A 24,881-nucleotide genomic window follows, 5' to 3' on the forward strand; every position below is an offset into this window, starting at 1 on the left:
CATGACAGAATCAGGCTCCACGCAATCAACCGTGCAAGAAATAATCGCCGCACTCAAAGACAAGCCCGGCGCACTTTTACCTATTCTGCATGGCATACAAGATGCTATGGGATATATCCCTGCCGAAAGCGTTCCCTACATTGCAACGGCTCTTAGCCTGTCTCGTGCCGAAGTACACGGCGTCATCAGCTTTTACCACTATTTCAGGGACACACCGCCGGGCGTACAAACCATTCATCTTTGCCGGGCGGAATCCTGCCAATCCATGGGCGGAAGAAAACTGGAAGAACACGTTAAAAGCAAGCTCGGTATTGATTTCCATGAAACGACCGCAGACGGCAAATTCTCCCTTGAGCCTGTTTACTGCTTGGGTAATTGCGCCTGTTCACCGGCCATGCAAATCGGCAAGGAGATTTACGGTCGCGTGTCAGCGGACAGTTTTGATGCGGTCATCAACAATACAGAGGCATCAGCATGAGTATCACTATTTATGTGCCATGCGATTCCAGCGCCGTTTCATTGGGTGCAGATCGCGTTGCTACAGCTATCGCTCAGGAAGCGGCAAAACGCGGCCTTGATATTAATCTGATCCGCAACGGTTCAAGAGGCATGTACTGGCTGGAACCGCTGGTTGAAGTGGCAACGGCTAAAGGACGCATAGCCTATGGACCTGTTCAGACCGGCGACGTATCCGGCTTGTTCGATGCAGGTTTTACGGAAGGCGGCGCGCATACTTTAGGTTTGGGCCTAACTGAAGAACTTGATTACTTCAAAAAACAGCAACGTCTGACCTTTGCCCGCATCGGCAAAACCGATCCCTCCAGCTTGACTGACTATATCGACAATGACGGCTATCGCGGCTTGAAAAATGCGCTAGCCATGACTCAGGAGCAAATCGTCCAAGCGGTAACCGACTCGGGTTTACGCGGTCGCGGCGGCGCTGCCTTTCCAACCGGCATTAAATGGAAAACGGTGCTCAACACCGCATCGCTGCAAAAATACATTATCTGCAATGCCGACGAAGGCGATTCCGGCACATTTTCCGACCGCATGGTTATGGAAGGCGACCCGTTCGTATTGATCGAAGGCATGACGATTGCGGGTTTGGCCGTCGATGCGACACAAGGCTATATCTATCTGCGCATAGAATACCCTCACGCTTTTGAAGTGCTTAATGCCGCGATTGCAACCGCTTATCAGGAAGGTTACCTGGGTGAGAACATTCAGGGCAGCGGCAAAACCTTTAACCTGGAAGTAAGGCTGGGCGCGGGCGCTTATGTCTGCGGCGAAGAAACGTCATTAATGGAAAGCCTGGAAGGAAAACGCGGCTTGGTGCGTTTTAAACCCCCCTTACCAGCCATCAGCGGCTTGTTCGGTCAACCTACTGTAGTCAACAACGTTATTTCCCTGGCTTCAATCCCGGTCATTCTGAATAAAGGCGGCGATTATTACCGCGATTTCGGCATGGGACGCTCGCGCGGCACCCTGCCGGTGCAATTGGCCGGCAACATCAAGCGTCCCGGTTTAGTCGAACTGGGTTTTGGCTTGACCTTACGCGAATTGCTTTATGATTTCGGCGGCGGCGCAGCTTCCGGCAGACCGATTCGTGCCGTTCAGGTAGGCGGCCCGCTCGGCGCTTATCTGCCCGAATCGCAATTCGATACCCCTCTGGATTACGAAGCCTTTGCCGCCATCTGGGCGGTAGTGGGACATGGCGGCATTGTCGTTTTTGATGACACGGTCAATATGGCCGAAATGGCGCGCTATAGCATGGAATTTTGTAAAATTGAATCTTGCGGCAAATGCACACCTTGCCGCATTGGCTCCACCCGTGGCGTAGAAGTCATGGACGACATTATTAATGGTCGCAACCTCGATAAAAACATCCCCTTGTTACGTGATCTTTGCGACACCTTACTCAACGGCTCCCTCTGTGCATTAGGCGGTATGACGCCCTACCCTGTACTGAGCGCTTTAAATCATTTCCCCGAAGATTTCGGGATAAATGCAAAAGCTACTGCCGCCTGATAATGATTTAGAGGATATTACAATGTCGATCAATAAAGAAAAAGATTTTGGCACACCAGCCAGCACCAGCGATAACTTAGTCACACTGGAGATTGATGGTTTTCAGGTAACGGCACCGGCAGGAACTTCAGTCATGCGAGCGGCAGCAAGCATCGGTATTGAAATTCCCAAATTATGCGCAACCGACAGCATAGAACCCTTCGGTTCCTGTCGGCTTTGCGTGGTGCAGATCGAAGGCGGCAGAGGCATGCCGGCTTCATGTACGACGCCGGTCGCGGAAGGCTTGAAAATCGTCACCCAGAATAAAAAGCTGGCCGATGTGCGCCGCGGCATCATGGAACTGTATATTTCCGATCATCCGCTGGACTGTTTGACCTGTTCGGCCAATGGCGATTGCGAACTGCAAGACATGGCAGGCGTCGTCGGTTTGCGCGAAGTGCGTTACAACCCGATTGAGACGCACCTGAACGCCGAAAAAGACCACAGCAACCCCTACTTCAGTTTCGATCCCAGTAAATGTATCGTTTGCTCGCGTTGCGTACGGGCCTGTGAAGAAACCCAAGGCACCTTTGCGTTAACCATTGACGGTCGCGGTTTTGATTCCAAAGTATCGCCCAGCCAGAACCAGCCGTTCATGGATTCGGAATGCGTATCCTGCGGCGCTTGCGTACAAGCCTGCCCAACCGCAACGCTGATGGAAAAATCGGTCATCGACAACGGCCAGCCGGAACATGCGATCGTAACAACCTGCGCTTATTGCGGCGTCGGCTGTTCATTCAGGGCGGAAATGAAAGGCGAACAAGTCATCCGCATGGTGCCGCATAAAGACGGCAAAGCCAACCACGGCCATTCCTGCGTAAAGGGCCGTTTTGCATTCGGTTACGCCACGCACAAAGACCGCATCACCAAACCGATGATCCGCGCCAGCATTAAAGATGCATGGCGGGAAGTCAGCTGGGAAGAAGCCATTAACCATGCCGCGTCGGAATTAAAACGCATCCAGGCAAAATACGGCAAAGACTCGATCGGCGGCATCACTTCTTCTCGTTGCACCAATGAAGAAGTCTACATCATGCAAAAACTGATCCGCGCCGGTTTCGGCAATAATAATGTCGATACCTGCGCACGGGTTTGCCATTCGCCTACCGGTTACGGATTGAAACAAACCTTTGGTGAGTCATCCGGCACCCAGGATTTTGACTCGGTCATGAAAGCCGATGTCATTATGGTGATCGGCGCGAATCCTACTGACGGGCATCCCGTATTCGGTTCGCAAATGAAAAAACGCCTGCGTCAGGGCGCAAAGCTGATCGTGATTGATCCGCGCGAAATCGACCTGATCAAATCGCCGCACGTCAAAGCCAGCCATCATTTAAAGTTGCGCCCCAGCACTAATGTCGCTTTGATCAATGCGCTCGGGCATGTCGTTGTTACCGAAAATCTGCTTGACGAAGCCTTTGTTAATGAGCGTTGCGATGTAGCCTCTTTCGCCAAATGGAAAACCTTTGTTGCGCAGGAGCATAATTCGCCGGAAGCTTCCGAGTCCATTACCGGCGTGCCGGCAGCCGAGCTTAGAGCCGCCGCACGGCTTTACGCCACGGCTGACAATGCCGCTATTTATTATGGTTTAGGGGTCACGGAACACAGCCAAGGTTCCACCATGGTCATCGGCATTGCCAATCTGGCCATGGCGACCGGCAACCTGGGTCATGACGGTGTCGGCGTGAATCCGTTACGCGGGCAAAATAACGTACAAGGTTCTTGCGACATGGGTTCATTTCCGCATGAGTTCCCCGGTTATCGCCATGTATCCGATCCTGTAACGCACCAGCTGTTTGAAAATGCATGGCAAGCCGAACTCAGTGCCGAACCGGGCCTGCGCATTCCCAACATGTTCGAGGCAGCGCTGGACAAAAGCTTTATGGGTCTGTACTGCGAAGGCGAGGACATTGCCCAATCCGATCCGGATATTAAACACGTTCATGCCGCATTACGGGCCATGGAATGCGTAATCGTTCAGGATATATTCCTCAACGAAACCGCCAAGTTTGCCCATGTCTTCCTCCCAGGCTCGTCCTTCCTGGAAAAGAACGGCACCTTTACCAATGCCGAACGGCGTATTTCACCGGTGCGCAAAGTCATGTCGCCGTTAGCCGGCTATCAGGATTGGGAAGTTACCCAGATGCTGGCCAACGCGATGGGTTACCCGATGAGCTACAGCCATCCGTCAGAAATCATGGATGAAATTGCGCGACTGACGCCCAGCTTTTCCGGCGTCAGCTATGAAAAGATCGACCGCCTCGGCAGCGTGCAATGGCCTTGTAATGACGAAGCGCCGGAAGGCACGCCTATTATGCATACCGAGCATTTCCTGCGCGATAACGGCAAAGGCTTGTTCATGCTGACCGAATTTGTCCCAACGGCAGAGCGCGTAACCGGCAAATATCCGCTAATCCTGACCACCGGGCGTATTTTGTCGCAATACAATGTCGGCGCGCAAACACGCCGCACTGAAAATGTCGCTTGGCATTCGGAAGATCGTCTGGAAATTCATCCGCACGATGCCGAAGACCGTGGCGTAAAAACCGGCGACTGGGTGGGCATTAAAAGCCGTGCCGGTGAGACTGTGTTACGCGCCTTGGTAAGTGATCGTGTGCAGCCAGGCGTGGTCTACACCACGTTCCATTTCCCTGAGTCCGGCGCCAACGTGATCACGACCGACAACTCCGATTGGGCGACCAACTGCCCGGAATACAAGGTGACGGCCGTGCAGATCACCAAAGTCAGTCAACCTTCGGAATGGCAACAGGAATACCACGCATTTTCAGAAAAACAACTCGATCTTCTGGAGCAGGGAATAAGCCATGACTAACGGCAGTGCCGCTACGCTGCCGTTATCATTAGAATTAGGTTGGCCCAGCTATCAACAAACCACCGTTGATCGCTGGCGAGGTGAGCAGTATTCTCAGGTACAAGACTATATTGCCGAAGAAGTGCCTATTTCCCTGATTTACAACGGGGTGCCGCATGTCGTCATGCTGGCAACCCCGACCAATCTTGAAGAATTTGCGCTGGGTTTCAGCATTACCGAAGGCATTATTAAAAGCCCGAAAGAGTTGTTATCGGCTCGGGTTTATAACCGATCAAACGGCATTGAAGTCCAGATAAAAATTCCGGAGCAACGTTTTCAATGTATGTCCGATAAAGGCCGCAATTTAACCGGACGCACCGGTTGCGGTCTATGCGGAGCAAGTACCTTAAAACAAGCCATCCGCCAACCCAACCCGGTTAACGGTGGCTTGACCCTGTCTGCTGCCGAGTTGCGTTCCGCTTTAACCGACATCAAACAGCACCAGAAACTAAATCAATTAACCGGTGCCGTTCATGCAGCCGCTTGGGCCGTCCCCGGCCAAGGCATTTTAGACATCAGGGAAGATGTAGGACGGCATAACGCGCTGGACAAATTGATCGGTTTTTTACTGCGCACCGGCAAAGATTTATCCGCCGGTTTTGTCATCGTTACCAGCCGCGCCAGCTATGAAATGGTACAAAAAACCGCATGGGTCGGCATTACGCTACTTGCGGCCATTTCAGCACCTACCGGATTAGCCATACGCCTGGCTAATGAGGCCGGTCTCACCTTAATCGGTTTTGCCCGTGATGATCAGCATGTGATTTATACCCATCCGCAACGCTTAACCCATAGCAACTATCTGTGTGATTAATAATGAAAATAGAACGACTCGTCAAAATGGCCAACGATATAGGTAATTTCTTTAACTCGGAAACCGACAAAGAAATCGCAGCGGAAGGCATAAAAAATCACATTTTAAGATCATGGGACCCAAGGATGCGTAAAGCGATTATCGCCTATTGCCAGGAAGACGGTTCTGAATTAAGCGGCTTGGTTAAAGCGGCCATCACCAAGCTTGCGGCCTAAAAATACTATCTTCATAGACATCAACTTAAACATATTGATTCATTCACCACGAAGACACGAAGAACGCGAAGTTTTTCTTCGTGTCCATATGTCTTAAGTTGATGCCTATCCCCCCGAATTTATAACTACAGCAATACCGTTACGGACGGCGTGCGCAACTGAACCGTTCTCCCCAATAACGATTTTTGAGACTGGAGACCAGCACCTTCCCCGTGCGCTGACTAGGCGCGTGAACAAACTCATCATTACTGACATAAATACCGACATGGGAGAACGGCTTGCCGTTGGTATTGAAAAAAACCAAATCACCGGAATGAAGATCATTTTTCGGGACTTGCGTCAGCGACTGGGCCATCCCCTGAACCGTACGCGGTAACGATATACCCTGCCGCTCGTAAACATGTTTAACAAATCCGCTGCAATCGAAACCTTCCTCGGGCGAACTTTTACCGTAATGATAAGGCACACCCTGCAAGCTCAGCGCATAACTGACCATTGGCGAATAATTCGCAGTGGGCCTGGTTTCCGGGACGCTGGCGCAACCGGAAAACAAAACGATCGCAGTGAGTAAAACACCTCGGATAAAAAAACAGCTATAGTGTTTAGTGTCGAACGTGTTCACAAATTCATAACCTATTTAATAGACCCAGTAGAAATTCCTTATAAGGATAGGCCATTGCAAGTTAAATGGCTAGACGACAAAGATCCCAGACATCAAGAGTTGATCGTCAGTCGCTCCGACCGAACAATCGGCAATGCTCCGCGCCAGTGAATCGCAAAACCTGCAATGGCATTAAATTGACAGTACCGTTACTTCATTTCGACTATCAGCAACCAAACACTCACCAGCTTCAAATAACCGAATTCGCGCCTGCATAAGCGGAAAGTCGTCACATAGATCGGCTAAAGATACAATCATCCTCGCACCAAACCCTGCGTACGGATAGAATAGGCAGTTTTCACCCCAGCCATTGAGATAGCTTTCATGAAATTGAGTACCCTTCTTGTTATCAGCCTGTGCCTGTTTGCCTCATACAACAGTTATGCTGCGGAAAAAACGGTTATTCGCATTGGCGTTCAGGCTTCGGGCACCGTCGATTGGGAATTGTCGGCTTTTCAGGAAAATCCGCAGACTGATTTTCAACTGGAAATACAGCATTTAGCCAATGCGGAAGCCGGCAAGATTGCGCTACAGTCCGGCGCTGTCGATATGATTGTGTCTGACTGGATCTGGGTTTCCAGCCTGCGCGCCACCGGCTCCGATTTTACTTTTTATCCCTATTCGGATACCTCTGGCGCTCTGGTTGTAGCAGAAAACAGTCCTATCCATTCCATAAAAGATCTCAACGGCAAACGCTTGGGGATTGCCGGAGGCGAACTGGACAAAAACTGGCTGTTGCTACAGGCTTTGGCACAGCAAGAACAACTGGACCTGAATGCCTCGGTGGAAAAAGTCTTCGGGGCACCCCCGCTGATCAACGAGCAAATCAAGCAAAACCGCGTCGATGCGGCACTCACCTATTGGCATTTTGCCGCCAGGCTCGAGGCTCAAGGCTATCGCCAGATAATTGACGGCAGAGGCATCTTAAAAGGTTTAGGCATTCAAGAGGCTGTTCCCAGCCTGGGTTATGTTTTTAAAGAAAGTTGGGCAAACAGCCACAAACAAGCGCTTAACGATTTCTTCAAGGCCAGCAAGCAAGCCAAAAACCAACTGTGTACATCGGATGCGGCTTGGCAAAAAATAATCCCTTTGACCAAGGTAGATGATTTACCCACCCAATCCAAACTTCGCCAGCGTTATTGCGAGGGTAATATTGAGCACTGGGGAAAGCAGGAGCAACAAGCGGCCGGGCGCATTTATGCGATACTCCATACCCTGAGCAACAAGCAGTTAACCGGCAATGCCGATGCCCTGCAACCCGGTACATTCTGGTCAGCTGAATAACAAAGATTCGTTTTGATTAATCTTAAGCGTTTTTTATCGACCTTATCATTGCTGGTTTTTTTAGGCATATGGCAAGGTGTTGCTGTTTATTTAAACAGCAACACCTTGCCGACTCCCGAGGCGGTAGCCAAGGTTTTTTGGCTGGGCTGCGTGTCGGGGCAACTGCCTTTTCACCTCGGCGTTACCTTGCTCCGACTGGTGGTCAGTTTTAGCGTTGCGATGCTGCTGGGTTGCGCGATCGGCATCGTGCTGGGGCGCAATAAAAAGCTTGATGCGTTCTTCGACAACTGGTTGGTTATTTTCTTGAATATCCCGGCGCTGGTCACCATTATCCTGTGCTATGTCTGGTTCGGTCTGGTCGAATCGGCGGCAATACTCGCCGTGGTTATCAACAAACTGCCCAATGTCATTGTCACCATCCGCGAAGGCACGCGTGCGCTGGATCAGGATTTACTGGACATGGCGCGCTGTTACCATTTCGGCAAGCGTAAAACCCTGATTCATGTGATCTGGCCGCAACTGCATCCGTTTGTGATGGGCGCAACTCGCTCGGGCTTGGCCTTGATCTGGAAAATCATTCTGGTGGTTGAGCTATTAGGCCGCAGCAACGGCATGGGTTATCAACTGCATTTGTTCTTTCAACTGTTCGATGTCGCAAGTATTCTGGCTTATACCGTCGCTTTTGTTGCCGTCATTCAGCTGATAGAACTGCTGATTTTAAAACCGCTGGATAAGAAAGCCTTGCGGTGGCGCAGATGACCGACATCCAAATCAATATCAACAACAAAACCTATCCGACAGCGACGCAGCCGAGTATCGCCAATCTTAAGCTGTCGCTGAATTCGAATGAATTTATTTGCCTAGTCGGTCCGTCCGGCTGCGGCAAAACCACGCTGTTAAATATTATTGCCGGTTTGGATAATGACTACGACGGCGAAATTCTAGTCGGACAGCAACACACGCATCCCAAGATCGGCTACATTTTCCAGAATCCGCGCCTGCTGCCTTGGCGGACGGTTAGGGAAAATATTGAGCTGGTACTGGGTGAGCATCAGTCGCCCGATGTTATTGATGCCTTGCTTGAGGTCATGCAATTAACGCAAGCGCAACAGGTTTATCCTGAACGGCTGTCATTAGGCATGAGCCGCCGAGTCTCCATCATCCGGGCGTTTGCCATCGATCCTGAGGTGTTGCTGATGGATGAACCGTTTGTGTCGCTGGATGCCCCGACCGCAAGGCAAGTCAGGGAACTGTTAGTTAAACTGTGGCAACAACGTCCGCACACGGTTTTATTTGTCACCCATGATCTGCGCGAGGCCATTGCGCTGGCCGACCGGCTGATATTTTTGTCGGCATCGCCGATGCAGGCCGTTAGCGAAATCATTGTACCTATCGCTCGAAGCGATCGCGGAAACGAGTTGGCTATTGAATCATTCAGACAACAGTTGTTGCAAAATCATCCCGAAATCAAACAGCTTTTGTGACAGCTTTTTAGCTCGGAAAACAGTTGCGGATTCGCCCAAAATACCCGATACTCTTGGGCCGTCAAGCCTTGTTATAGGGGATTCACGTCAGGCTATCCTGCCGATTTGTCCAGCGGGGCTTGCTGCACAAACTACCCAAGGTTACTATCATATGAAAAAAATAATTATCTTAGGATTGACGACTGCCGTTATTGCATTAGCTTCGTTTACTGCGTCGGCCGGCAGTGATGCCCAATACCCTGCTGCAAATTTTCAGCCTAAAGTCGTTTATATCGACAAAGAGGCAGTCAAATCTTCACCCAAATGTCCGGACCAAAAAACCGCAGAAAAGGCAACCGAGTTTGACCCTAAATATCCGGCCGCCAACTTTACCCCCAAAGTCATTTATCCATAACCCGGCTTTTTAAAAGGTGAGCCTTAATCCGGGTTCACCTCTTACCGGCACCGACCTGCCCCGGCTTTCAGGCAAAAAAAGGGGACTGATATGCAATCAATCCCCGCTTTAAAGTCTCAATACTGGTTGGACGCAATCCCTACCTTAGAGATAATTAAACAACGATAATCCTTTTACCTTGGAAAAAGCCTGTTGAGCAGCTTGTAAAGCAGTAGTTTGCATTTGAAACTTGCTGTATGCATCGGCATAGTCAAGATCTTGAGTCTGAGAAAGCGTTGTCTTGGTGTCTAATATAAATTTCTCATTTTGAGTTTCTTGATCGCTCAAAGCGTTCAACCTCCCTCCGACACTGGTTCTCGCCTCCAAAACACTATTCTTGGCCGCATCAAGATCGCTTAAAACATCGGTAAGTTGGCCTTGCAAGGCCTGTGCAGCAGTCCCTGTCTTGTTTTGCCCGTTAGTAAAACCGGCATCCGTTAAAAATGTACCTGAAGTATTATTAATTTGTATGCTGGAGGCGGCGCCTGTGGCTACTGAAACAAACTCGACTCTATTACCATTGCTTCGTGCTTGAATAGCGCCGCTAAAACCGCCTGCCCCAAGTTGCGTATTAATCTCGGTGACAAGACTATCCACGCCTGCAAACGTTTTGCCCGTCAAGTCTATTGGCGCTGTAACAGGGCCATTGGCAACCAAATCGAATTTAGTTGTAGCCGCAGTATAATCCAAACCATATCGTAAAAACCTGTCGCCGGTAATTTCAGCGGGGGTAGCATTGAAAGTGGAGCTCAACCCGTCAGACAACGCCTTTAAGATATTAAAAATGCTACGGTTACCATTCTCGTCAGCCGCCGGACTGCTCGATTTTACATTCTCAAATACATTGACGCCTAAGTCGCCATCGGCAACCTGCCTTGTAGGACCGATTTGCAAAGCCCTCTGCTCCGGACCGCCTTGATAAACATAGTTGCCGGTTGTAGCATTTTTCGTAAAAGCGGGGACATTCGAAAGATCGCCTGAAAAAATAAACTCGCCATTGGCATTTTGGGTATTTGCTACGCCGGCCAATTGTTGAATCAACTGATCCACTTCAGTCTTGATCCCCAGCCTGTCATTGCTATTTAAAGTGTCGTTCATAGCTTGAATAGTCAGGTCTCTGGCGCGATCTAATATACCGCCTGAAGTTGCCAACGCAGACTCCTCGATATTCAAACGTCCTCGCGTAGTAGCAATATTATTTTGATACTGCTTTGTTTTATCGATTGTTTTATCTAAATCCAGTATCCTTGCCGCCGCCCCGGGGTCGTCCGCAGGCACCGACACTTTAACTCCGGTGCTTAATTGTTGTTGCAGATTAGCCAATTTGCTTTGCTGATTGGACATCGCGGTAACACTAAGCTGTTGTGCCCAAGCTGTTGAAATTCTCATCGCTATCGCTCCTATCTAACTGCGCCTAACAAAGTATCAAATAAGGATCTGGCCACCGAAATCGACTGAGCCGATGCCTGATAAGCTTGTTGAAACTTTATTAAGTTAGCGGCTTCTTCATCTAAATTCACACCTGCCAGACTCTCTCTGGCTCCCTTTGCCTGATTTAATAATGTCTCTTGTGCTGAAGAACTGAATTGAGCCGACTGCGTCAACGTTCCGACACCGGAAACAATTTGAGCATAGGCATCATTAAATGAGGCCTTCCCCCCTAACATACTCAATTTATCCTTAAGATCTGCCAGCTGTAATGCATTTCTATTATCGCCGGGCATCGCGCCGTTGATAGTGACATAAACGGGATTACCCAATGCGTCTACAACCGGAACCCCTCCGGCAAGTTTTTGTACGGGTAATTTGGTCACAGGGTCGACTTCAATATTAGTGGCTGCCGCAATTTTTTTCGGGTCGGTAATATTGACCCCAATTTTCTGGGCCGCATTGTAGGTCGGTCTGATGACAGATTCATCCCCCACTGCGATGGTTTTCCCTCCGCTGGCATCGACTTTTATGTCGATGCCCGGCAAAGCAGTGACATCGGTTTTTGCCGGTTGAGTCGCTGCAAACGACAGGGTAAAAACGCCCGTAGCCGGAACAGTATCGGTGGCCGTAAGATTAATCACCTGATTATCCCGGGTCCTGGTCAGGGTGTAATCAGTTCCGCCAACATACTTCAATTTATAATCGCTAAAATCCAGGTTTGCAGTTGCCGATGGATTGACATTGACATCCTGAAATGAAGCCGTTACGGCGGCATTGCCCGTATTAAGCGAACTTTGAATAACAGGAACCTCATCACCGGCAAACTTAAATAAGTCCGATCCTGCCGTGCCATTCAGGTCAAATCCCTTTTGATGCATGGCATTAAACTCCATTGCCAGACTGGCGGCAACCTGACCCAACTTTTGCTGTGCAGGATCCAGCACTTCATCCCGAAATCTTAAAGCCCCCCCTAACGAACCGCCGCTGATCTGATTGGTTACATCGATAGTGCCATTAGCTGTCTGAATCCCAATTTCCAGTTTACCTGGAGCAAGTTCAGACTCAAGGGTGGTAAATGTTGCCGCCCCGCCATTAAGGACCAGCGCCTGCCCGTTGCCGATAAAAACGCTTGATGTACCGTTTTTCTGAGGGACAACGGAGACATTGACCATTTCGGACAACCTTGAAAGCAAAGCATCCTGTTTATCCAGCAAGTCATTCGGCTGCTTCAAGCCTTGTGTTTTACCTACGTTTGCGATGATTTTTACATTAAGATCGGCTATTGCCGCAGCTAGGGTATTAATCTCGTTAACCTTGGCGCCTATATCGCTATTATTCAGGTTACGTATCTCTTCAAATTTACCGCCTATCGTATTGAAGTTTTGCGCTAAAGCGTCCGCCTCGGACAATAATACCTGCCGGGAAGGAATGGATGAAGGATCAGACGACACGCTACTCAAGGCATTAAAAAAACGATTCAGTACAGGAGCCATACCCGTACTGGAGTCGGCCATTATATTATCAACGCTGGTAGCAAGTTGATGATAACGATCCGCGTCCCCGAATGCTGAAAGACTGGAGCTCAATTGCTTATTAATAAACTGGTCGTAACTGCGCGTAATATTAGTGACGTTTACGCCCTGACCGACATAGCCGTCACCGGTAAATTGTGCGGGCTTAGTGCCCTGCTCCACCCGCTGACGACTATAACCCTCTGTATGTATATTGGAAATATTATTCTGCGTAGTTTCCAATGAGCGCTGAGCAACCAGCAGACCTGACAATGATGTTGCTAATAATCCACTCATGATAGCGTCCTGTTACGAGAATTAGGTGCCGGACTTATTTTGATCATTGATTCATCGCCATAATGACATCAGGCTCAAATTCGGCCATCGTATTGCCTTGATAAATGCTCATTACCTTGTCGGCATATTTCGGGTCGGTTGCATAACCCGCCCGTTGTAATTCATGCATATATTGTTCCGCATTGCCCGCTTTTTTTAAGGCATCGCCATAACGTGGATTACTTTTAATAAAGTCGACATAATCCCTGAAACTTTCCTTGAATGAATCATAGGATCTAAAGCCTGCATTAACTTTTTTAGGAATACCCTGATCAAATTCCAGTGTAGCTACTTGCGCTTGTTTACCCTGCCAAGCCTTATCGGCTTTAATGTTAAATAAGTTGAAACTGTTGCTGCCGTTGCTGTTTTTTATTAAAGAGCGCCCCCAGCCAGTTTCCAAAGCGGCTTGCGCCAAAATAACTTTAGGCTCCACGCCCAATTCCTTAGCGGCCTGCTCGGCATAAGGATGCAAGCGCCTGACAAACTCTTCTGCCGACTGTATCGGCTGCGCCTGACCATCCTTTAGCATCGGCAAAGTGTTGCCGCTATTGAACGGGAATTCAGTCATCTCATCCAACGGACTTCTCGGCAACCGCTCCATGCGTTGCTCTACCTCCTGCATCCTTGCAGTCGTATCCTGAACATAAGGAGTGACACTAACTTGGCCGTCTGCAAAGCTGGCGGCAGGGCTGTCGGTTTTGCCGCTTACCTGCCGGTTAACGGCATGAGCCGGTTCAGAACCGCGTGATATGCCGCCCGATTTATTCAGGTAATCTTCAACATCCTGCTTCTCATTTTTAGGCTTATCGGGGCTCAGTTGCTTAACGATTAAGTCAGCCAAACCAACGCCGGGAGAACCCGACAAATGCACAGCCAACTGCTGATCATACATATCGTTATAAAATTTACTTTGATCGTTATCCATAGCGCCATCTGCCAGCTTGGCGGCACGCATACTTTTAAGCACGTTATTGAGAAAAATTGATTCAAATTGCTTGGCAACTTCTTTCAACGCTTCCGGCGACTCTTTTCTGGCTTGGCCTTTTAGTTTGGCCAAACCGTTAAAGTCGGTATAAACATCGGCATTTTGAGTACCCGTTAACATAACAACCTCCGCGAATCCACCCTACAACTTTAAATAACAATTAATTCGGCATGTAAAGAGCCAGCTGATTTCAGTGCTTCAAGAATAGCCACCAAATCGCTGGGTGCGGCGCCTACGTTGTTGACCGCCTGAACAATTTCATCCAGAGAGACGCCGGGATTAAACACAAACATGTGATTTTTTTCTTCTTCAACCTTTATGTTGGATTTCGGCGTAACCACCGTCTGACCGTTGGATAATGCGTTTGGCTGACTAACCTGGGGGTTTTCGGTAATAGTGACTGTTAAACTGCCATGAGACACCGCCGCAGGCTGCACCCTGACCTTACCGTTAACAACGACAGTTCCGGTGCGGGAGTTGACAATGACACGCGCAGGCGCATCATCCGGGGTCACCATCATGTTTTCTACCACTGAGGCAAAAGTCACTTTTTGATTGGGATCAACAGGCGCATTAACCCTGACCGAAGTCGCATCGATCGCCTTTGCCGTATTCGTTCCCAACACCCTATTAATAGATTCCGCCATGCGATTGGCGGTAGTGAAATCCGGACTGTGCAGATTAAAAACCAACGCATCGCCTTCAGAAAAAGACGTGCTAACAGTGCGCTCGACGATGGCGCCGTTGGGAATACGGCCCACGTTGGGATTATTGACGGTAACGCTTGAACCGTCCTGACCTGAAGCACTCAGTCCGCTCACCACCAGACTACCTTGAGCAATGGCATAAACCTGTCCGTCAGCCCCTTTCAACGGACTCATCAATAATGATCCGCCCCGTAAACTTTTGGCATCGCCAAGCGAAGAGACGGTGACATCAATCGCCTGACCCGATTTGGCAAAGGGCGGCAGTTCGGCTTGAACGGAAACCGCCGCAATGTTTTTTGATTTAGGATCAAGACCGGGAGGTAAGGTAATGCCAAGGCGCGTCAACATACTGCGTAAGCTTTGTCCGGTAAATGTCGTTTTATCGCCGGATTTATCCAAACCGACGACCAGGCCGTAGCCTACCAGCTGGTTACTGCGTACGCCTTCAATGGAGGCAATATCCTTGATACGCTCGGCACACACCGGCCCGCTGACGGCAATACCCAGCAGCAATAACAAAATAACGTTCTTATGTATTGTGTTCATATCCTTATCCTTATTTTAAAATGGGAACCATGGGCTATTAAGAATTCTTGCCAACCAGCCCATTTTACTGGCATCGGCCATCGCCCCCTCGCCTACATACATAATGGTTACATCGGCCACCTTGTCTGAAGTGATAATATTCGATGAGGTTATATCGACCGGCCTGACGATGCCGGATAACCTGATGAATTCATCGCCCTGATTTAAGGTCACTCTTTTCTCGCCCCGTACATTTAGATTGCCGTTCGGTAACACGTCGACAACCGTAACGGAAATATTGCCGCTTAAACTATTGCTTTGATCGGCAGCGCCCGTCCCTTTAAATTCTTTTGATGATTGCAATGAGGTTTGAAGACTCTGCCCCGTCAAGGCAGATGCCGCAATGCCAAACATCGAAGGAACCTCAGCGGTCATCTTGTTTTCTTTTTTCGTATTAAGATCGTCAGCCTTTTTCGCCTGGGTTTTCTCCAACAGCGTAATGGTCAGGATATCCCCAACCCTTTTTGCCGTTTGATCTTCAAACAGGCGGGTATCGTAGCCGGACTGATAGATGGATCCGCTGTTTTGTACCGGCGGTCTTAAATCGGCCGGTGCAACCGGAGCAAATGCAGGATCCCTTTGCGGTATAGGCGTACAAGCCTGTAACAGCGACAGCTCGACTACAAGGATACAGGTAATTGAACGGCTGATAGTCTTCACCGTAAAACCAAGTTTTTGAGTCATCATGCCATCGCTCCTAACTTATAATTGCTGCGTCACAAAGGACAGCATCTGATCGGTTGTTGAAATCGCCTTGGAATTCATCTCGTAAGCCCGTTGCGTTTCAATCATATTGACCAACTCCTCGACGACATTGACATTGGAGGTTTCCAATGAACCTTGAGTCAAAGTCCCGTATTCTGCTTGTCCCGGCGTTCCCACTATTGGCGCGCCACTGGCGGCGGATTCCCGATAGAGGTTTTCGCCAACCGCTTCCAAGCCGGTAGGATTGATGAAATTGGCGGTCTGGATTTGCCCCAACACAGTCGGCGCAGCAACCCCCGGTTGCAACGCAGATACCGTGCCGTCAGTGCCGATAGTGACGCTCAGCGCATCTTGAGGCACGGTGATCGCCGGATTCAACGTTAACCCGCCTGAGGTGACCAACTGGCCCGTTGCGTCTAATTTTAAGGAACCGTCACGGGTATAATTGGTATCGCCATTCGGCATTAAAATTTGCAGGAACCCCCGGCCATTTATTGCCACGTCCAAGGCATTCTCGGTCGGCTGAACATTGCCCTGCGTATGCAACTTTTCGGTGGCAACCGTTCTTACCCCGGTTCCTAACTGCAAGCCCGTCGGTAATTGGGTATTTTGCGTGGATTGTGCGCCGACCTGACGAATATTCTGATACATAAGGTCTTCAAAAACAGCCCGGCCTCTTTTAAACCCTGTGGTATTGACGTTGGCCAAGTTATTGGAAATAACCGCCATTCTTGTTTGCTGGGCATCCAGACCGGATTTAGCTACCCATAATGCGCGTTCTGTCATGATAAACTCCTTAGTGCCAATTTATTGTCTTACTTAAACTCGCAGCATGATCCATGCCATATCTACGTGAGCCCTCAAATTCCAATTCGATTACCCAAAAAAAAGCCGAGCTAGGCTCGGCATTCTTGAAAATAAATCCTGCTGCGTACTTCCTATTACATTTGCATCAGCTTGGCGCCCACTGCTGCGTTTTCATCGAAACTTTTCATCACCTTGGTTTGCAGCTCGAAATTTCTTGCCAGCTCAATCATGTCCACCATGGCGGAAATCGCATTCACATTACTACCTTCCAAAACGCCTTGCGCCAGCTTGACGTCAGCATTGGCGACCACCGGTTTGCCATCTTTTGCATGCAGCAACCCGTCATTGGATTTTTCCAGATTACCAGCTTCCAGTTTCACCATTTTAATTCGGCCAATCTCGACCTGAGTTGTCGCATTACCGGAACCCAGCGGAATAATGCTGATAGTACCGTCACTGCCTATGCTCAGTTTTTCTGAAGGGGGAATATTGATCGGCCCATCCTGTCCCAACACTTTCAAACCCGCACCGGTCTGCAAGAAACCTTCCGGGGTCACGCGCAAATCACCGGCACGCGTATAAGCCTCCTTACCGTCAGCCCCCTGAACGGCGAGATACCCCTCGCCGTTAATAGCCACATCCAGGTCACCGCCTGTCGTCTGCATGGCGCCGGTGGAAAGATCGACCCCGGGCTTTTCGTTCATCGCATAAACCCGGGTAGGAAAACCGGCACCGGACACCGGTCGGCTGCGAAATTGCTCCAAGTCTGATTTAAAACCGCTAGTCTGGGTATTCGCCAAATTATTGGCATTTGCCGTTTGAGCCAACAGCGTCTGCTTGGCCCCGCTCATTGCGATATATAAACTACGATCCATAACAGCTCCCCTTTACCTTTAAACCAGCATCTTAAATCAAAATACAAGCAAACATCGTTCCAATTATCTCAAAATAGTAAACTACGCACGCAGGATAGTTTCCACCAAGGTTTTTTCGGTGGTGATGGTTTGGGAATTAGCCTGATAAGCTTGCTGCGCAATAATCAATTTAACCAACTGCGCGGATAAATCCACCGTAGAACTTTCCAGGGCTGACGATTGAATAGTCCCAAAATTATTATCGCCGGCCGCACCGTAAATAGGCGCTCCAGAGCTTGAAGTCTTGGCCCAAGCCGTATCCCCTAATTTAGCCAAAGATTGATTGCTTTGAAACCGCGCCAACGCCACCTGCCCTAACGTCTTGGAACCACCATTACTGTACCTTGCAAACACCACCCCGGCGTCGTCAACATCAATGCCGGTTAAATTACCGGCGGGCAAACCATCTTGACTTGAGTTATTAACACTAAAAGTTGCGGTGGTCTGAGCTGTCTTTGCAAAATCTATATCAAACGCCATCGGATCGACGCTTATATTAGGATTAATAAGCGATAGATCAATCGATCCAAAATCCACTTTGGTCGCTTGCGTAGCGCCCGCAGCGGCAGCGGCAACAGCCGTGTTATAAGCAACAACCGCAGTTTGCGCAGTAGCGGCAGCTGTTTTAGCCGTAGCGGCAAGAGCCGCCGCCGTAGTACCCGTAGCGCCGTCAACAACAAGAGCGGCAGATGTAGCATAAGCCGCAGCAGCTGTTGCGGCGGTGGCGGCAGTTGTTTTAGCGGTAGCGGCAAGAGCTGCGACAGCGGCGCCGAGAGTACTATTAGCGGCAGCTGCATCCGCAGCCAAAGTAGCGGCGGATGCAGCTGCCGTCTGGGCCTTGGTAAGGGCGGTTGCGGCAAGAGCGGCGGTATATGAGCCACCGGCGGTCGCCGTAGCTGCAGTATCCGCAGCCGTAGTATCGGTCACCGCCGTATTCGCCGCCGTTACGGTCGCCGCAGAAATAACGGCCGCTGCACGAGTACCCACTTCAGAGAGCAATCCTGACGAGGTGAAAGACATCGGTATGGGCAATCCGGGCGTATTGACTGTTGCAGACACCGTCGATGCTGCCGCCGCAGCGGGCGGCACAGCCTGCCCCCCCGTTGTGATGCCATAATCATCGAGAAATAAATAAGCGTCCCAGACATTAGCCACCGGTGTTTTTACATAATAGGTTGATGCGATATGCGCATTGCCTTGACTGTCATAGGTAGTGATTGATGTCGTATTGTTATAGGATAAAGCGTTGGTAGGATCAAACACTGTAGTTGTCGGTGCGGTGGCTCCCCCGTTGATAGTCAATGCCAGATTGATATTTTCGGTAGAGTTGGGCAAGCCTTGGGAGGTATCGATCGTCAACGGCCGAAAAACACCGACACTAAAACCCTCCGCGACGGTCGTGCCGTTAGCGGCAAAAGCCAGTAAATACTTTCCCTGACTGTTAACAACATTACCCGAGCTGTCTAACTTGAAAGCGCCATTGCGGGTATATGAGGTGGGTACCGAAGGATCTACCGGCGCTGTTGGATTAGCCGGATCGGGAAGATTCACGGTATCAGCCAAGACAAAAAAACCATTGCCGCTGAGCGCAAGATCGAGACTGTTTGAGGTAGGATCGATAGTGCCATCCTTGAATTGCTGCGCCACTTCCGTGACTTTCACACCCGAACCTGGCTGAGTCTTGCTGACGCCGCCGATACTGCTGGCATAGACATCCGCAAATTCCGCCCGCGATTCTTTAAATCCGACGGTTTGCGAATTGGCAATATTATTACCGGTCACTTGTAAATTTGTTGACGCCGCTTGTAAGCCGCTTAATGCCGTTGCAAAACTCATAGTACACCCCCAAGAATTTGTTTAATCTTACTAAAGTCGACACTGTCTAACCCGGTCAAATTGACTTTTACCCCGTTGGCGCCAGTGCCCATACTGACGCTATCAACTTTCGAATTAATGTCCGTTTCCAATACGGTATTTTCTCCATCGACATAGGCCGTCGCTTCAATTTTATATACGCCCGGACTGGCCATGGTGCCGTTCGAATTCATACCGTCCCAGGAAAAGGCTACTTTCCCCGCACCGTGCTCGCCCAGATCTAAACTTTGGACAACTTCACCCGTAGTCGCATCGGTTACTGCAACCTTAACGCTGGGTGCGCTGGCGGTTAAATTAATATTCCCCGTTATATCGCCTCCGGCCTCCAACACCCCTTTCGTTCCCGGTGCAGATACGTACCGCCCGACCAGGCTGGTTGCCTGCAATGCCTGACTGGAGTTAATTGAACCGGCAAAATCGCCAAATGACTTTTGCAAGTCCTGAATTCCCGATACGGTCCCGAACTGCGCTATTTGCGTTATAAACTGGCCGTTTTCCATGGGCTTTGTCGGATCTTGATGAGTCATTTGTGTGGTCATTAACTTTAAAAAATCATCCTGCCCTAATGACGTTTTTTTGGTTGTTGCCGCCGAGTCGTTTTTGGTTGTAGCGGTTAAGTAGCTGTAATCATTTGTTGCGCCTTGAATAGCCATCTTTATCTCCTTACTGTCCCATTTTTAAAGTCTGAAGCATCATCTGCTTTGCCGTATTCAATACGTCTACATTATTTTGATAAGAGCGTGATGCAGACATCATATTGGCCATTTCTTCAACCGTATTAACGTTCGATTTAAAGATGTAACCGTCACTATTGGCCATAGGATGATTCGGCGCATATTCCATAACAGGAGCGTCTTGACCTTCAACCACGCCCAGCACATTGACCTTACTGGTCGCATTCTGCTTATTTATGACCTTATCCAATTCAGCAGCGAACACCGGCTGTCTGGATTTGTAAACATCGGCGGCACTGCTGCTGACGCTGTTCGCGTTGGAGATATTACTCGCGACCAGATTAAGTCTTAACGACTGGGCATTCATGCCGCTGCCGGCAATATCGAATATACTTGAAGAAGCCATGACTATTGTCCTCTCACTGCGGTCATCAGACCGGAAAACTTGTTACTAATGAACTGTAAACTGGCCTGATACTGCACCGCGTTTTCAGCGTATTTAGCTTGTTCGACATGAGCTTCGACGGTGTTGCCATCCAATGAAACCTGATAGGGATTCCGATACATGACGTTAGCGCCAACGACTTGCTGCTGTGGCGCAATATGTCCCGCATGAGTGCGTTCCATAGCCACGCCTGAAGTCATGCTCTGCTTAAGAACCGACTTAAAGTCCACGTCTCGCGCTTTAAAGTTCGGTGTATCTGCGTTTGCTAAATTAGCCGCCAGTATCTCGCCCCGTTTTTCTCGAAAGGCCAGAGCTTTAGGCTCGATGCCAAGTGCTGTGTCAAAATTAATAGCCATGATAGTTGCCTCCTGATTACTTGTACAAAAACAAAAGCACGGCATATGCCATAGACCTATAAATCCATTTAAATCAATTAGATATTTATTTTATGATTTTTTACCTCTACTCTACCGTTGATTATGCTTAGAATGTTCCTAATAATTCGGCAAAAATCAGCCGCCAATAAATAGATCCGCAGGCAAACAAAGATCACATGTCAATAAATTGACTGGCATCAATCATGCTTGGTTATTTGCACGCGTCATAAAGCAGACCTTAACGATGATAAAAAACACCCCACTCATTTTGGCATTGGCCTTTGTTTTTTTCACCACGGCTCATGCGGAACAAAATTCGCAATCGCACGAATCTATCGCTGAGGCCGTAAAAAATTATGTTGAGCAGAATATAAACCTGTCGGGCGAATACGAAATGAGCCTAACTCCATTGGACAGCCGCTTAAATCTACCTCAATGCGCCGAACCGCTGGAGGTCTTCACAACAACCGATTTAATTAAGGCCGGCAGAACGACGATAGGTGTGCGCTGTAATGCGGAAAAGAAATGGTCGATTTTTACTTCAGTCATCATCAAGACTTATCAAATGGTCGTCGTCTTATCTCAACCGATACGCCGCGGTGAAATCATTACCCGGCAACATCTTGCTATTGAGAAAAGAGAGGTATCTAAACTCAGGGAAGATTTTGTCATTCAAATGGAACAAGTTGAAAATAAACAGGTCACGCGTCAGCTGGATGCCGGAACCATTCTTAGCCTGAGAAATATTGCCGAACCCAAACTTATCAAAAGAGGAGATAAAGTTGTGATCAGTACGACAAAATCGGACTTTTCTATCAAAATGAACGGGGTGGCCATGATGGATGGCACTAAAGGACAGCTTATCAGTGTTAAAAACCAGAACTCGGGACGCATCATTAACGCTACAGTTATCGAACCTGGATTGGTCTCCGTTAATTATTAAACTCACCCACACACCCGTTAAATAAACAGTTAAAGCTTTTCGTCGTACTGCCGATAAATATTTCAAATGAAAAAGATATTGAGGAATTTGACATGGCTATCGAAATAACCGGCAGAACAAATAGTCCAACGCCCATCAAAACGAGCCCAAAAGCTGAAGTCGATGGTGGAAGTAAAGTTGTTGCTAAAAATACAGAAGAAGCCGACAGCGTTGCCCTTACAAGCACAGCGCAGGAAATAAAAAAGACCTTTGGCTCATCCTCTGCATCGCCCGTGGATATTGACCGGGTTAACTCCGTTAAAAAAGCGATTGCTGACGGAAGTTATCAGATAAATACTGAAAATGTTGCGCAGAAAATGATCCAATTTGAACAGTTAATGCCCCAAAAAAATAGTCCATAGCTATGATAATAAAAACATTTCCGATTACAGAACAGTTGATCCTCAACGCACTAAAATTGGCGCAGCAGCTTCATCAGGAACTCTCCCAAGAAGCGGACGCCTTAAAAAAAACGCAGCAAACTGAACTGATCAACAATATCGCCGCCAATAAAAAGCAGCTGGTTGTACAGCTGGAGCAGTTCAACACGCAAATCACTCAAGTATTGGCAACCGAAAAACTGCCTAACGATCAGGACAGTATCAGGGAATATTTTAAACGGGCTGAAACAGCCGGCCTGTTAACCGACGAATCGATAGGTAACTGGGCGCAGCTCATGCTCGTCTGCGCAGAATGCAGAAACCTGAATGAACAAAACGGCGCAGGCATCGATCTTTTGTCTCGCCACACCAAACGCTCGCTGGACATTTTAAAAGGCAAGCCGGCGTTTGCAAACACATACGGCGCTGACGGTTCAACCCAAAGCGACCGACATAGCCATACCCTGATTTCGGTATAGTTACGTTTCACACTCGGTAACATTCATAGCATTCTTTTCATCCCCACGGTTATCCGTTATTAGCAATAAAGCTCATACTTTTGATAGCGCTGATTTTGCATGGAACAGCCGCTCTTGCGTTCAGCTACGCGCATTAATTCAAATAAATCTTTCCGTCCTCATTATCAGACAGCAAAAATACTTTCTTTCGATTGACTGCACTCCGAAGAGAACGAATGAATTAAATACCTATCTGTGGTACAATTTTTTTTGTTTCTGCCCCGATAGCTCAGCTGGATAGAGCGGTCCCCTCCTAAGGGACAGGCCGGTGGTTCAAATCCGCCTCGGGGCACCATTTATATCAACAACTTACAACACTCTTGCTCCCCGCCTACCCGCGACAAGAGTCCACACCTGTCAAAACGCCATATTACTGCAATCAACTACCCCCGTTCCTTGCCGCGTTTTTTATTTAACTTTCTACACCCTTTTCACAATGCTGTAAGACGCTTGTCAACAGCAACCTTTTATTGAGACTCTAACTAATATGCCATTTACCACCCTCGGTTTATCTGACCCACTTCTGCGCGCCATTGCTGATGCCGGCTATACCACGCCGTCCCCCATCCAGTCACAAGCTATTCCAGCCGTTTTAGGCGGCCATGATGTTCTGGCTGCCGCGCAGACCGGAACAGGTAAAACGGCAGGATTTACCCTACCCATCTTGCACCGCTTATCACAAAAGGCTTACGGCAATAACCGGCCGGTCAGGGTATTAATCCTAACCCCAACCAGAGAACTTGCAGCGCAAATAGGCGAATCGGTAAACAAGTATGGGGCGCACCTGCATCCGCGTTTAAAATCCGAAGTTGTCTTTGGCGGAGTAAAAATCAACCCGCAAATGATGAGATTAAGAGGCGGCGTAGATATATTGGTCGCCACACCAGGCCGTCTTTTAGACCTAGTCAATCAGAATGCGGTAAAACTCGATCAAGTAGAAACACTGATACTTGACGAAGCGGACCGCATGCTGGATATGGGATTTATACGGGATATTCGAAAAATTATCGCCTTTCTCCCAAAGAAGCGTCAAAACCTGTTATTTTCGGCGACCTTTTCAGAAGATATCCGCAAACTCACAACCGGACTTCTGGTTAATCCTATAAAAATAGAAGTCGCTCCGCGCAATACCGCTGCAGAATTGGTTGAACAAGTTGCTTATCTGGTGAATAAAGCGAATAAAACAGAACTACTCTGCCACCTGATAAAAGAACATGATTGGCAGCAGGTTCTGGTATTCACGACCACCAAACACGGCGCGAATCGGCTCACCGAAAAACTCAACAAGGTTGACATCAAGGCCGCCGCGATACACGGCAACAAAAGCCAGGGCGCCAGAACCAGCGCATTGTCAGGTTTTAAAGCCGGTGAAATCAGAGTGCTGGTAGCAACCGATGTGGCGGCGCGCGGCATTGATATCAACCTGTTGCCGCACGTGGTCAATTTTGAACTACCCCGCGCACCTGAAGATTATGTTCATAGAATAGGCCGCACCGGACGTGCAGGCGAGGAAGGCCAAGCCATATCGCTGGTCTCCCATGATGAATACAGTTTTTTGCGCTTGGTTGAAAAGTTGATCGGCAAGGAGATTAAACGAGAACAAATTACCGGCTTTGAGGCCGCCGCAGTTGCTCCGCCAATGCCACCAGAGCCGCCACGAGGCCCGCGCCCCGCCAGAAACTCAAATCAGGCCCGCAAGCCCAGCGCCAACCAGCCAAGAAACAAGCCTAGAGCAAAAAGCGTTTAGCTTTTCAGGTCGGATTACGTTGCGCTAAACCTCATTCGCACCAACTTAAGCAGATTGATTAATTCACCACGA

25 protein-coding genes and 1 tRNA gene are annotated in these 24,881 nt (G+C 49.0%); 14 read left to right on the top strand and 12 right to left on the bottom strand.

The features are described 5' to 3' along the window. Nucleotide 1: 1 nt before the first annotated feature. Genes METTU_RS05835 through METTU_RS05855 form a run of 5 tightly spaced genes read left to right on the top strand, consistent with a single transcriptional unit; the run spans nucleotide 2 to nucleotide 5,968 of the window. Nucleotides 2-478 (top strand): formate dehydrogenase subunit gamma, encoded by a 477-nt coding sequence (locus METTU_RS05835; RefSeq protein WP_006890383.1) that lies wholly within the window; start codon nucleotides 2-4, stop codon nucleotides 476-478. Continuing rightward, a complete protein-coding gene (locus METTU_RS05840; RefSeq protein WP_006890384.1) occupies nucleotides 475-2,028 on the top strand; it encodes a formate dehydrogenase beta subunit in 1,554 nt (517 codons plus the stop codon). Before METTU_RS05835 ends, METTU_RS05840 begins: the two co-directional genes overlap by 4 nt. A gap of 22 nt (nucleotides 2,029-2,050) precedes the next feature. Next, a complete protein-coding gene (gene fdhF / locus METTU_RS05845; RefSeq protein ID WP_006890385.1) occupies nucleotides 2,051-4,900 on the top strand; it encodes a formate dehydrogenase subunit alpha in 2,850 nt (949 codons plus the stop codon). After that, entirely contained in the window at nucleotides 4,893-5,753 is an 861-nt protein-coding gene (fdhD, locus tag METTU_RS05850) for a formate dehydrogenase accessory sulfurtransferase FdhD (RefSeq protein ID WP_006890386.1), read from the top strand. Before fdhF ends, fdhD begins: the two co-directional genes overlap by 8 nt. 2 nt (nucleotides 5,754-5,755) lie before the next feature. After that, complete coding sequence (locus METTU_RS05855; protein ID WP_006890387.1) at nucleotides 5,756-5,968, top strand: formate dehydrogenase subunit delta; 213 nt, start codon at nucleotides 5,756-5,758, stop codon at nucleotides 5,966-5,968. 139 nt (nucleotides 5,969-6,107) lie between these two features. On the opposite strand, the gene METTU_RS05860 is transcribed toward METTU_RS05855, so the two are convergent. Next, nucleotides 6,108-6,590: a C40 family peptidase gene (locus METTU_RS05860; RefSeq protein ID WP_006890388.1), complete on the bottom strand. Its 483-nt coding sequence runs from the start codon at nucleotides 6,588-6,590 to the stop codon at nucleotides 6,108-6,110. A 363-nt stretch (nucleotides 6,591-6,953) separates the two neighbouring features. Between METTU_RS05860 and METTU_RS05865 the strand changes: the two genes are divergently transcribed. The 4 genes from METTU_RS05865 to METTU_RS24350 are packed head-to-tail and all read left to right on the top strand — an operon-like array spanning nucleotide 6,954 to nucleotide 9,791. Beyond that, the gene (locus METTU_RS05865) at nucleotides 6,954-7,913 is read left to right on the top strand and encodes an ABC transporter substrate-binding protein (protein ID WP_006890389.1); all 960 of its coding nucleotides are present in this window, start codon (nucleotides 6,954-6,956) and stop codon (nucleotides 7,911-7,913) included. A gap of 12 nt (nucleotides 7,914-7,925) precedes the next feature. Further along, nucleotides 7,926-8,672 (top strand): ABC transporter permease, encoded by a 747-nt coding sequence (locus METTU_RS05870; protein WP_006890390.1) that lies wholly within the window; start codon nucleotides 7,926-7,928, stop codon nucleotides 8,670-8,672. Next, nucleotides 8,669-9,397 (top strand): ABC transporter ATP-binding protein, encoded by a 729-nt coding sequence (locus tag METTU_RS05875; protein ID WP_006890391.1) that lies wholly within the window; start codon nucleotides 8,669-8,671, stop codon nucleotides 9,395-9,397. The genes METTU_RS05870 and METTU_RS05875 overlap by 4 nt, the downstream gene beginning before the upstream one ends. Beyond that, nucleotides 9,339-9,791 (top strand): hypothetical protein, encoded by a 453-nt coding sequence (locus tag METTU_RS24350; RefSeq protein WP_254257832.1) that lies wholly within the window; start codon nucleotides 9,339-9,341, stop codon nucleotides 9,789-9,791. The genes METTU_RS05875 and METTU_RS24350 overlap by 59 nt, the downstream gene beginning before the upstream one ends. A gap of 144 nt (nucleotides 9,792-9,935) precedes the next feature. Here METTU_RS24350 and flgL read toward each other — a convergent pair whose 3' ends face one another. The 11 genes from flgL to flgB all read right to left on the bottom strand — a co-directional run bounded on the left by flgL (nucleotide 9,936) and on the right by flgB (nucleotide 21,161). Further along, entirely contained in the window at nucleotides 9,936-11,219 is a 1,284-nt protein-coding gene (gene flgL / locus METTU_RS05885) for a flagellar hook-associated protein FlgL (RefSeq protein ID WP_006890393.1), read from the bottom strand. An 11-nt stretch (nucleotides 11,220-11,230) separates the two neighbouring features. After that, nucleotides 11,231-13,069, bottom strand: coding sequence for a flagellar hook-associated protein FlgK (gene flgK / locus METTU_RS05890; RefSeq protein ID WP_006890394.1), 1,839 nt, complete (start codon nucleotides 13,067-13,069; stop codon nucleotides 11,231-11,233). A gap of 43 nt (nucleotides 13,070-13,112) precedes the next feature. Continuing rightward, complete coding sequence (gene flgJ, locus METTU_RS05895; RefSeq protein ID WP_006890395.1) at nucleotides 13,113-14,213, bottom strand: flagellar assembly peptidoglycan hydrolase FlgJ; 1,101 nt, start codon at nucleotides 14,211-14,213, stop codon at nucleotides 13,113-13,115. A gap of 29 nt (nucleotides 14,214-14,242) precedes the next feature. Next, nucleotides 14,243-15,346 (bottom strand): flagellar basal body P-ring protein FlgI, encoded by a 1,104-nt coding sequence (locus METTU_RS05900; protein ID WP_006890396.1) that lies wholly within the window; start codon nucleotides 15,344-15,346, stop codon nucleotides 14,243-14,245. A gap of 15 nt (nucleotides 15,347-15,361) precedes the next feature. Beyond that, nucleotides 15,362-16,069, bottom strand: coding sequence for a flagellar basal body L-ring protein FlgH (flgH, locus tag METTU_RS05905; RefSeq protein WP_006890397.1), 708 nt, complete (start codon nucleotides 16,067-16,069; stop codon nucleotides 15,362-15,364). 18 nt (nucleotides 16,070-16,087) lie between these two features. After that, the gene (flgG, locus tag METTU_RS05910; protein ID WP_006890398.1) at nucleotides 16,088-16,876 is read right to left on the bottom strand and encodes a flagellar basal-body rod protein FlgG; all 789 of its coding nucleotides are present in this window, start codon (nucleotides 16,874-16,876) and stop codon (nucleotides 16,088-16,090) included. Nucleotides 16,877-17,031: 155 nt separating this feature from the next. After that, nucleotides 17,032-17,772 carry a flagellar basal-body rod protein FlgF gene (flgF, locus tag METTU_RS05915; protein ID WP_006890399.1) on the bottom strand — a complete coding sequence of 247 codons (741 nt, stop codon included), beginning with the start codon at nucleotides 17,770-17,772 and terminating at the stop codon, nucleotides 17,032-17,034. An 81-nt stretch (nucleotides 17,773-17,853) separates the two neighbouring features. Beyond that, on the bottom strand, nucleotides 17,854-19,647 hold the full coding sequence (locus tag METTU_RS21630) for a flagellar hook protein FlgE (RefSeq protein WP_006890400.1): 1,794 nt from the start codon (nucleotides 19,645-19,647) through the stop codon (nucleotides 17,854-17,856). Then, complete coding sequence (locus tag METTU_RS05925; protein WP_006890401.1) at nucleotides 19,644-20,339, bottom strand: flagellar hook assembly protein FlgD; 696 nt, start codon at nucleotides 20,337-20,339, stop codon at nucleotides 19,644-19,646. The genes METTU_RS21630 and METTU_RS05925 overlap by 4 nt, the downstream gene beginning before the upstream one ends. 10 nt (nucleotides 20,340-20,349) lie before the next feature. Then, nucleotides 20,350-20,766, bottom strand: a complete 417-nt coding sequence (flgC, locus tag METTU_RS05930; RefSeq protein ID WP_006890402.1) for a flagellar basal body rod protein FlgC — start codon at nucleotides 20,764-20,766, stop codon at nucleotides 20,350-20,352. A 2-nt stretch (nucleotides 20,767-20,768) separates the two neighbouring features. Then, entirely contained in the window at nucleotides 20,769-21,161 is a 393-nt protein-coding gene (gene flgB, locus METTU_RS05935; protein WP_006890403.1) for a flagellar basal body rod protein FlgB, read from the bottom strand. Between the two features lie 208 nt (nucleotides 21,162-21,369). On the opposite strand from flgB, the gene flgA reads away from it, so the two are divergent. The 5 genes from flgA to METTU_RS05960 all read left to right on the top strand — a co-directional run bounded on the left by flgA (nucleotide 21,370) and on the right by METTU_RS05960 (nucleotide 24,809). Beyond that, nucleotides 21,370-22,125: a flagellar basal body P-ring formation chaperone FlgA gene (gene flgA, locus METTU_RS05940; protein ID WP_254257833.1), complete on the top strand. Its 756-nt coding sequence runs from the start codon at nucleotides 21,370-21,372 to the stop codon at nucleotides 22,123-22,125. A 92-nt stretch (nucleotides 22,126-22,217) separates the two neighbouring features. After that, complete coding sequence (flgM, locus tag METTU_RS05945; protein ID WP_006890405.1) at nucleotides 22,218-22,526, top strand: flagellar biosynthesis anti-sigma factor FlgM; 309 nt, start codon at nucleotides 22,218-22,220, stop codon at nucleotides 22,524-22,526. A 2-nt stretch (nucleotides 22,527-22,528) separates the two neighbouring features. Continuing rightward, on the top strand, nucleotides 22,529-23,023 hold the full coding sequence (locus tag METTU_RS05950) for a flagella synthesis protein FlgN (RefSeq protein WP_006890406.1): 495 nt from the start codon (nucleotides 22,529-22,531) through the stop codon (nucleotides 23,021-23,023). Nucleotides 23,024-23,280: 257 nt separating this feature from the next. Then, nucleotides 23,281-23,357: transfer RNA gene (locus METTU_RS05955), tRNA-Arg, on the top strand. Between the two features lie 192 nt (nucleotides 23,358-23,549). Beyond that, nucleotides 23,550-24,809 carry a DEAD/DEAH box helicase gene (locus tag METTU_RS05960; protein WP_006890407.1) on the top strand — a complete coding sequence of 420 codons (1,260 nt, stop codon included), beginning with the start codon at nucleotides 23,550-23,552 and terminating at the stop codon, nucleotides 24,807-24,809. Nucleotides 24,810-24,881: the final 72 nt, after the last annotated feature.

The organism is Methylobacter tundripaludum SV96, assembly GCF_000190755.2.
Taxonomy (GTDB): domain Bacteria; phylum Pseudomonadota; class Gammaproteobacteria; order Methylococcales; family Methylomonadaceae; genus Methylobacter_A; species Methylobacter_A tundripaludum.

Coding starts and splice junctions, on each gene's coding strand:
- flgJ (WP_006890395.1), bottom strand. CDS start 14,213: ATGTTAACGGGTACTCAAAATGCCGATGTTTATACCGACTTTAACGGT.
- METTU_RS05840 (WP_006890384.1), top strand. CDS start 475: ATGAGTATCACTATTTATGTGCCATGCGATTCCAGCGCCGTTTCATTG.
- METTU_RS05875 (WP_006890391.1), top strand. CDS start 8,669: ATGACCGACATCCAAATCAATATCAACAACAAAACCTATCCGACAGCG.
- flgM (WP_006890405.1), top strand. CDS start 22,218: ATGGCTATCGAAATAACCGGCAGAACAAATAGTCCAACGCCCATCAAA.
- METTU_RS05925 (WP_006890401.1), bottom strand. CDS start 20,339: ATGGCTATTCAAGGCGCAACAAATGATTACAGCTACTTAACCGCTACA.
- flgG (WP_006890398.1), bottom strand. CDS start 16,876: ATGACAGAACGCGCATTATGGGTAGCTAAATCCGGTCTGGATGCCCAG.
- METTU_RS05835 (WP_006890383.1), top strand. CDS start 2: ATGACAGAATCAGGCTCCACGCAATCAACCGTGCAAGAAATAATCGCC.
- METTU_RS05900 (WP_006890396.1), bottom strand. CDS start 15,346: ATGAACACAATACATAAGAACGTTATTTTGTTATTGCTGCTGGGTATT.
- METTU_RS05960 (WP_006890407.1), top strand. CDS start 23,550: ATGCCATTTACCACCCTCGGTTTATCTGACCCACTTCTGCGCGCCATT.
- flgF (WP_006890399.1), bottom strand. CDS start 17,772: ATGGATCGTAGTTTATATATCGCAATGAGCGGGGCCAAGCAGACGCTG.
- flgC (WP_006890402.1), bottom strand. CDS start 20,766: ATGGCTTCTTCAAGTATATTCGATATTGCCGGCAGCGGCATGAATGCC.
- fdhD (WP_006890386.1), top strand. CDS start 4,893: ATGACTAACGGCAGTGCCGCTACGCTGCCGTTATCATTAGAATTAGGT.
- flgB (WP_006890403.1), bottom strand. CDS start 21,161: ATGGCTATTAATTTTGACACAGCACTTGGCATCGAGCCTAAAGCTCTG.
- flgK (WP_006890394.1), bottom strand. CDS start 13,069: ATGAGTGGATTATTAGCAACATCATTGTCAGGTCTGCTGGTTGCTCAG.
- METTU_RS21630 (WP_006890400.1), bottom strand. CDS start 19,647: ATGAGTTTTGCAACGGCATTAAGCGGCTTACAAGCGGCGTCAACAAAT.
- METTU_RS05950 (WP_006890406.1), top strand. CDS start 22,529: ATGATAATAAAAACATTTCCGATTACAGAACAGTTGATCCTCAACGCA.
- flgH (WP_006890397.1), bottom strand. CDS start 16,069: ATGACTCAAAAACTTGGTTTTACGGTGAAGACTATCAGCCGTTCAATT.
- flgL (WP_006890393.1), bottom strand. CDS start 11,219: ATGAGAATTTCAACAGCTTGGGCACAACAGCTTAGTGTTACCGCGATG.
- fdhF (WP_006890385.1), top strand. CDS start 2,051: ATGTCGATCAATAAAGAAAAAGATTTTGGCACACCAGCCAGCACCAGC.
- METTU_RS05865 (WP_006890389.1), top strand. CDS start 6,954: ATGAAATTGAGTACCCTTCTTGTTATCAGCCTGTGCCTGTTTGCCTCA.
- METTU_RS05855 (WP_006890387.1), top strand. CDS start 5,756: ATGAAAATAGAACGACTCGTCAAAATGGCCAACGATATAGGTAATTTC.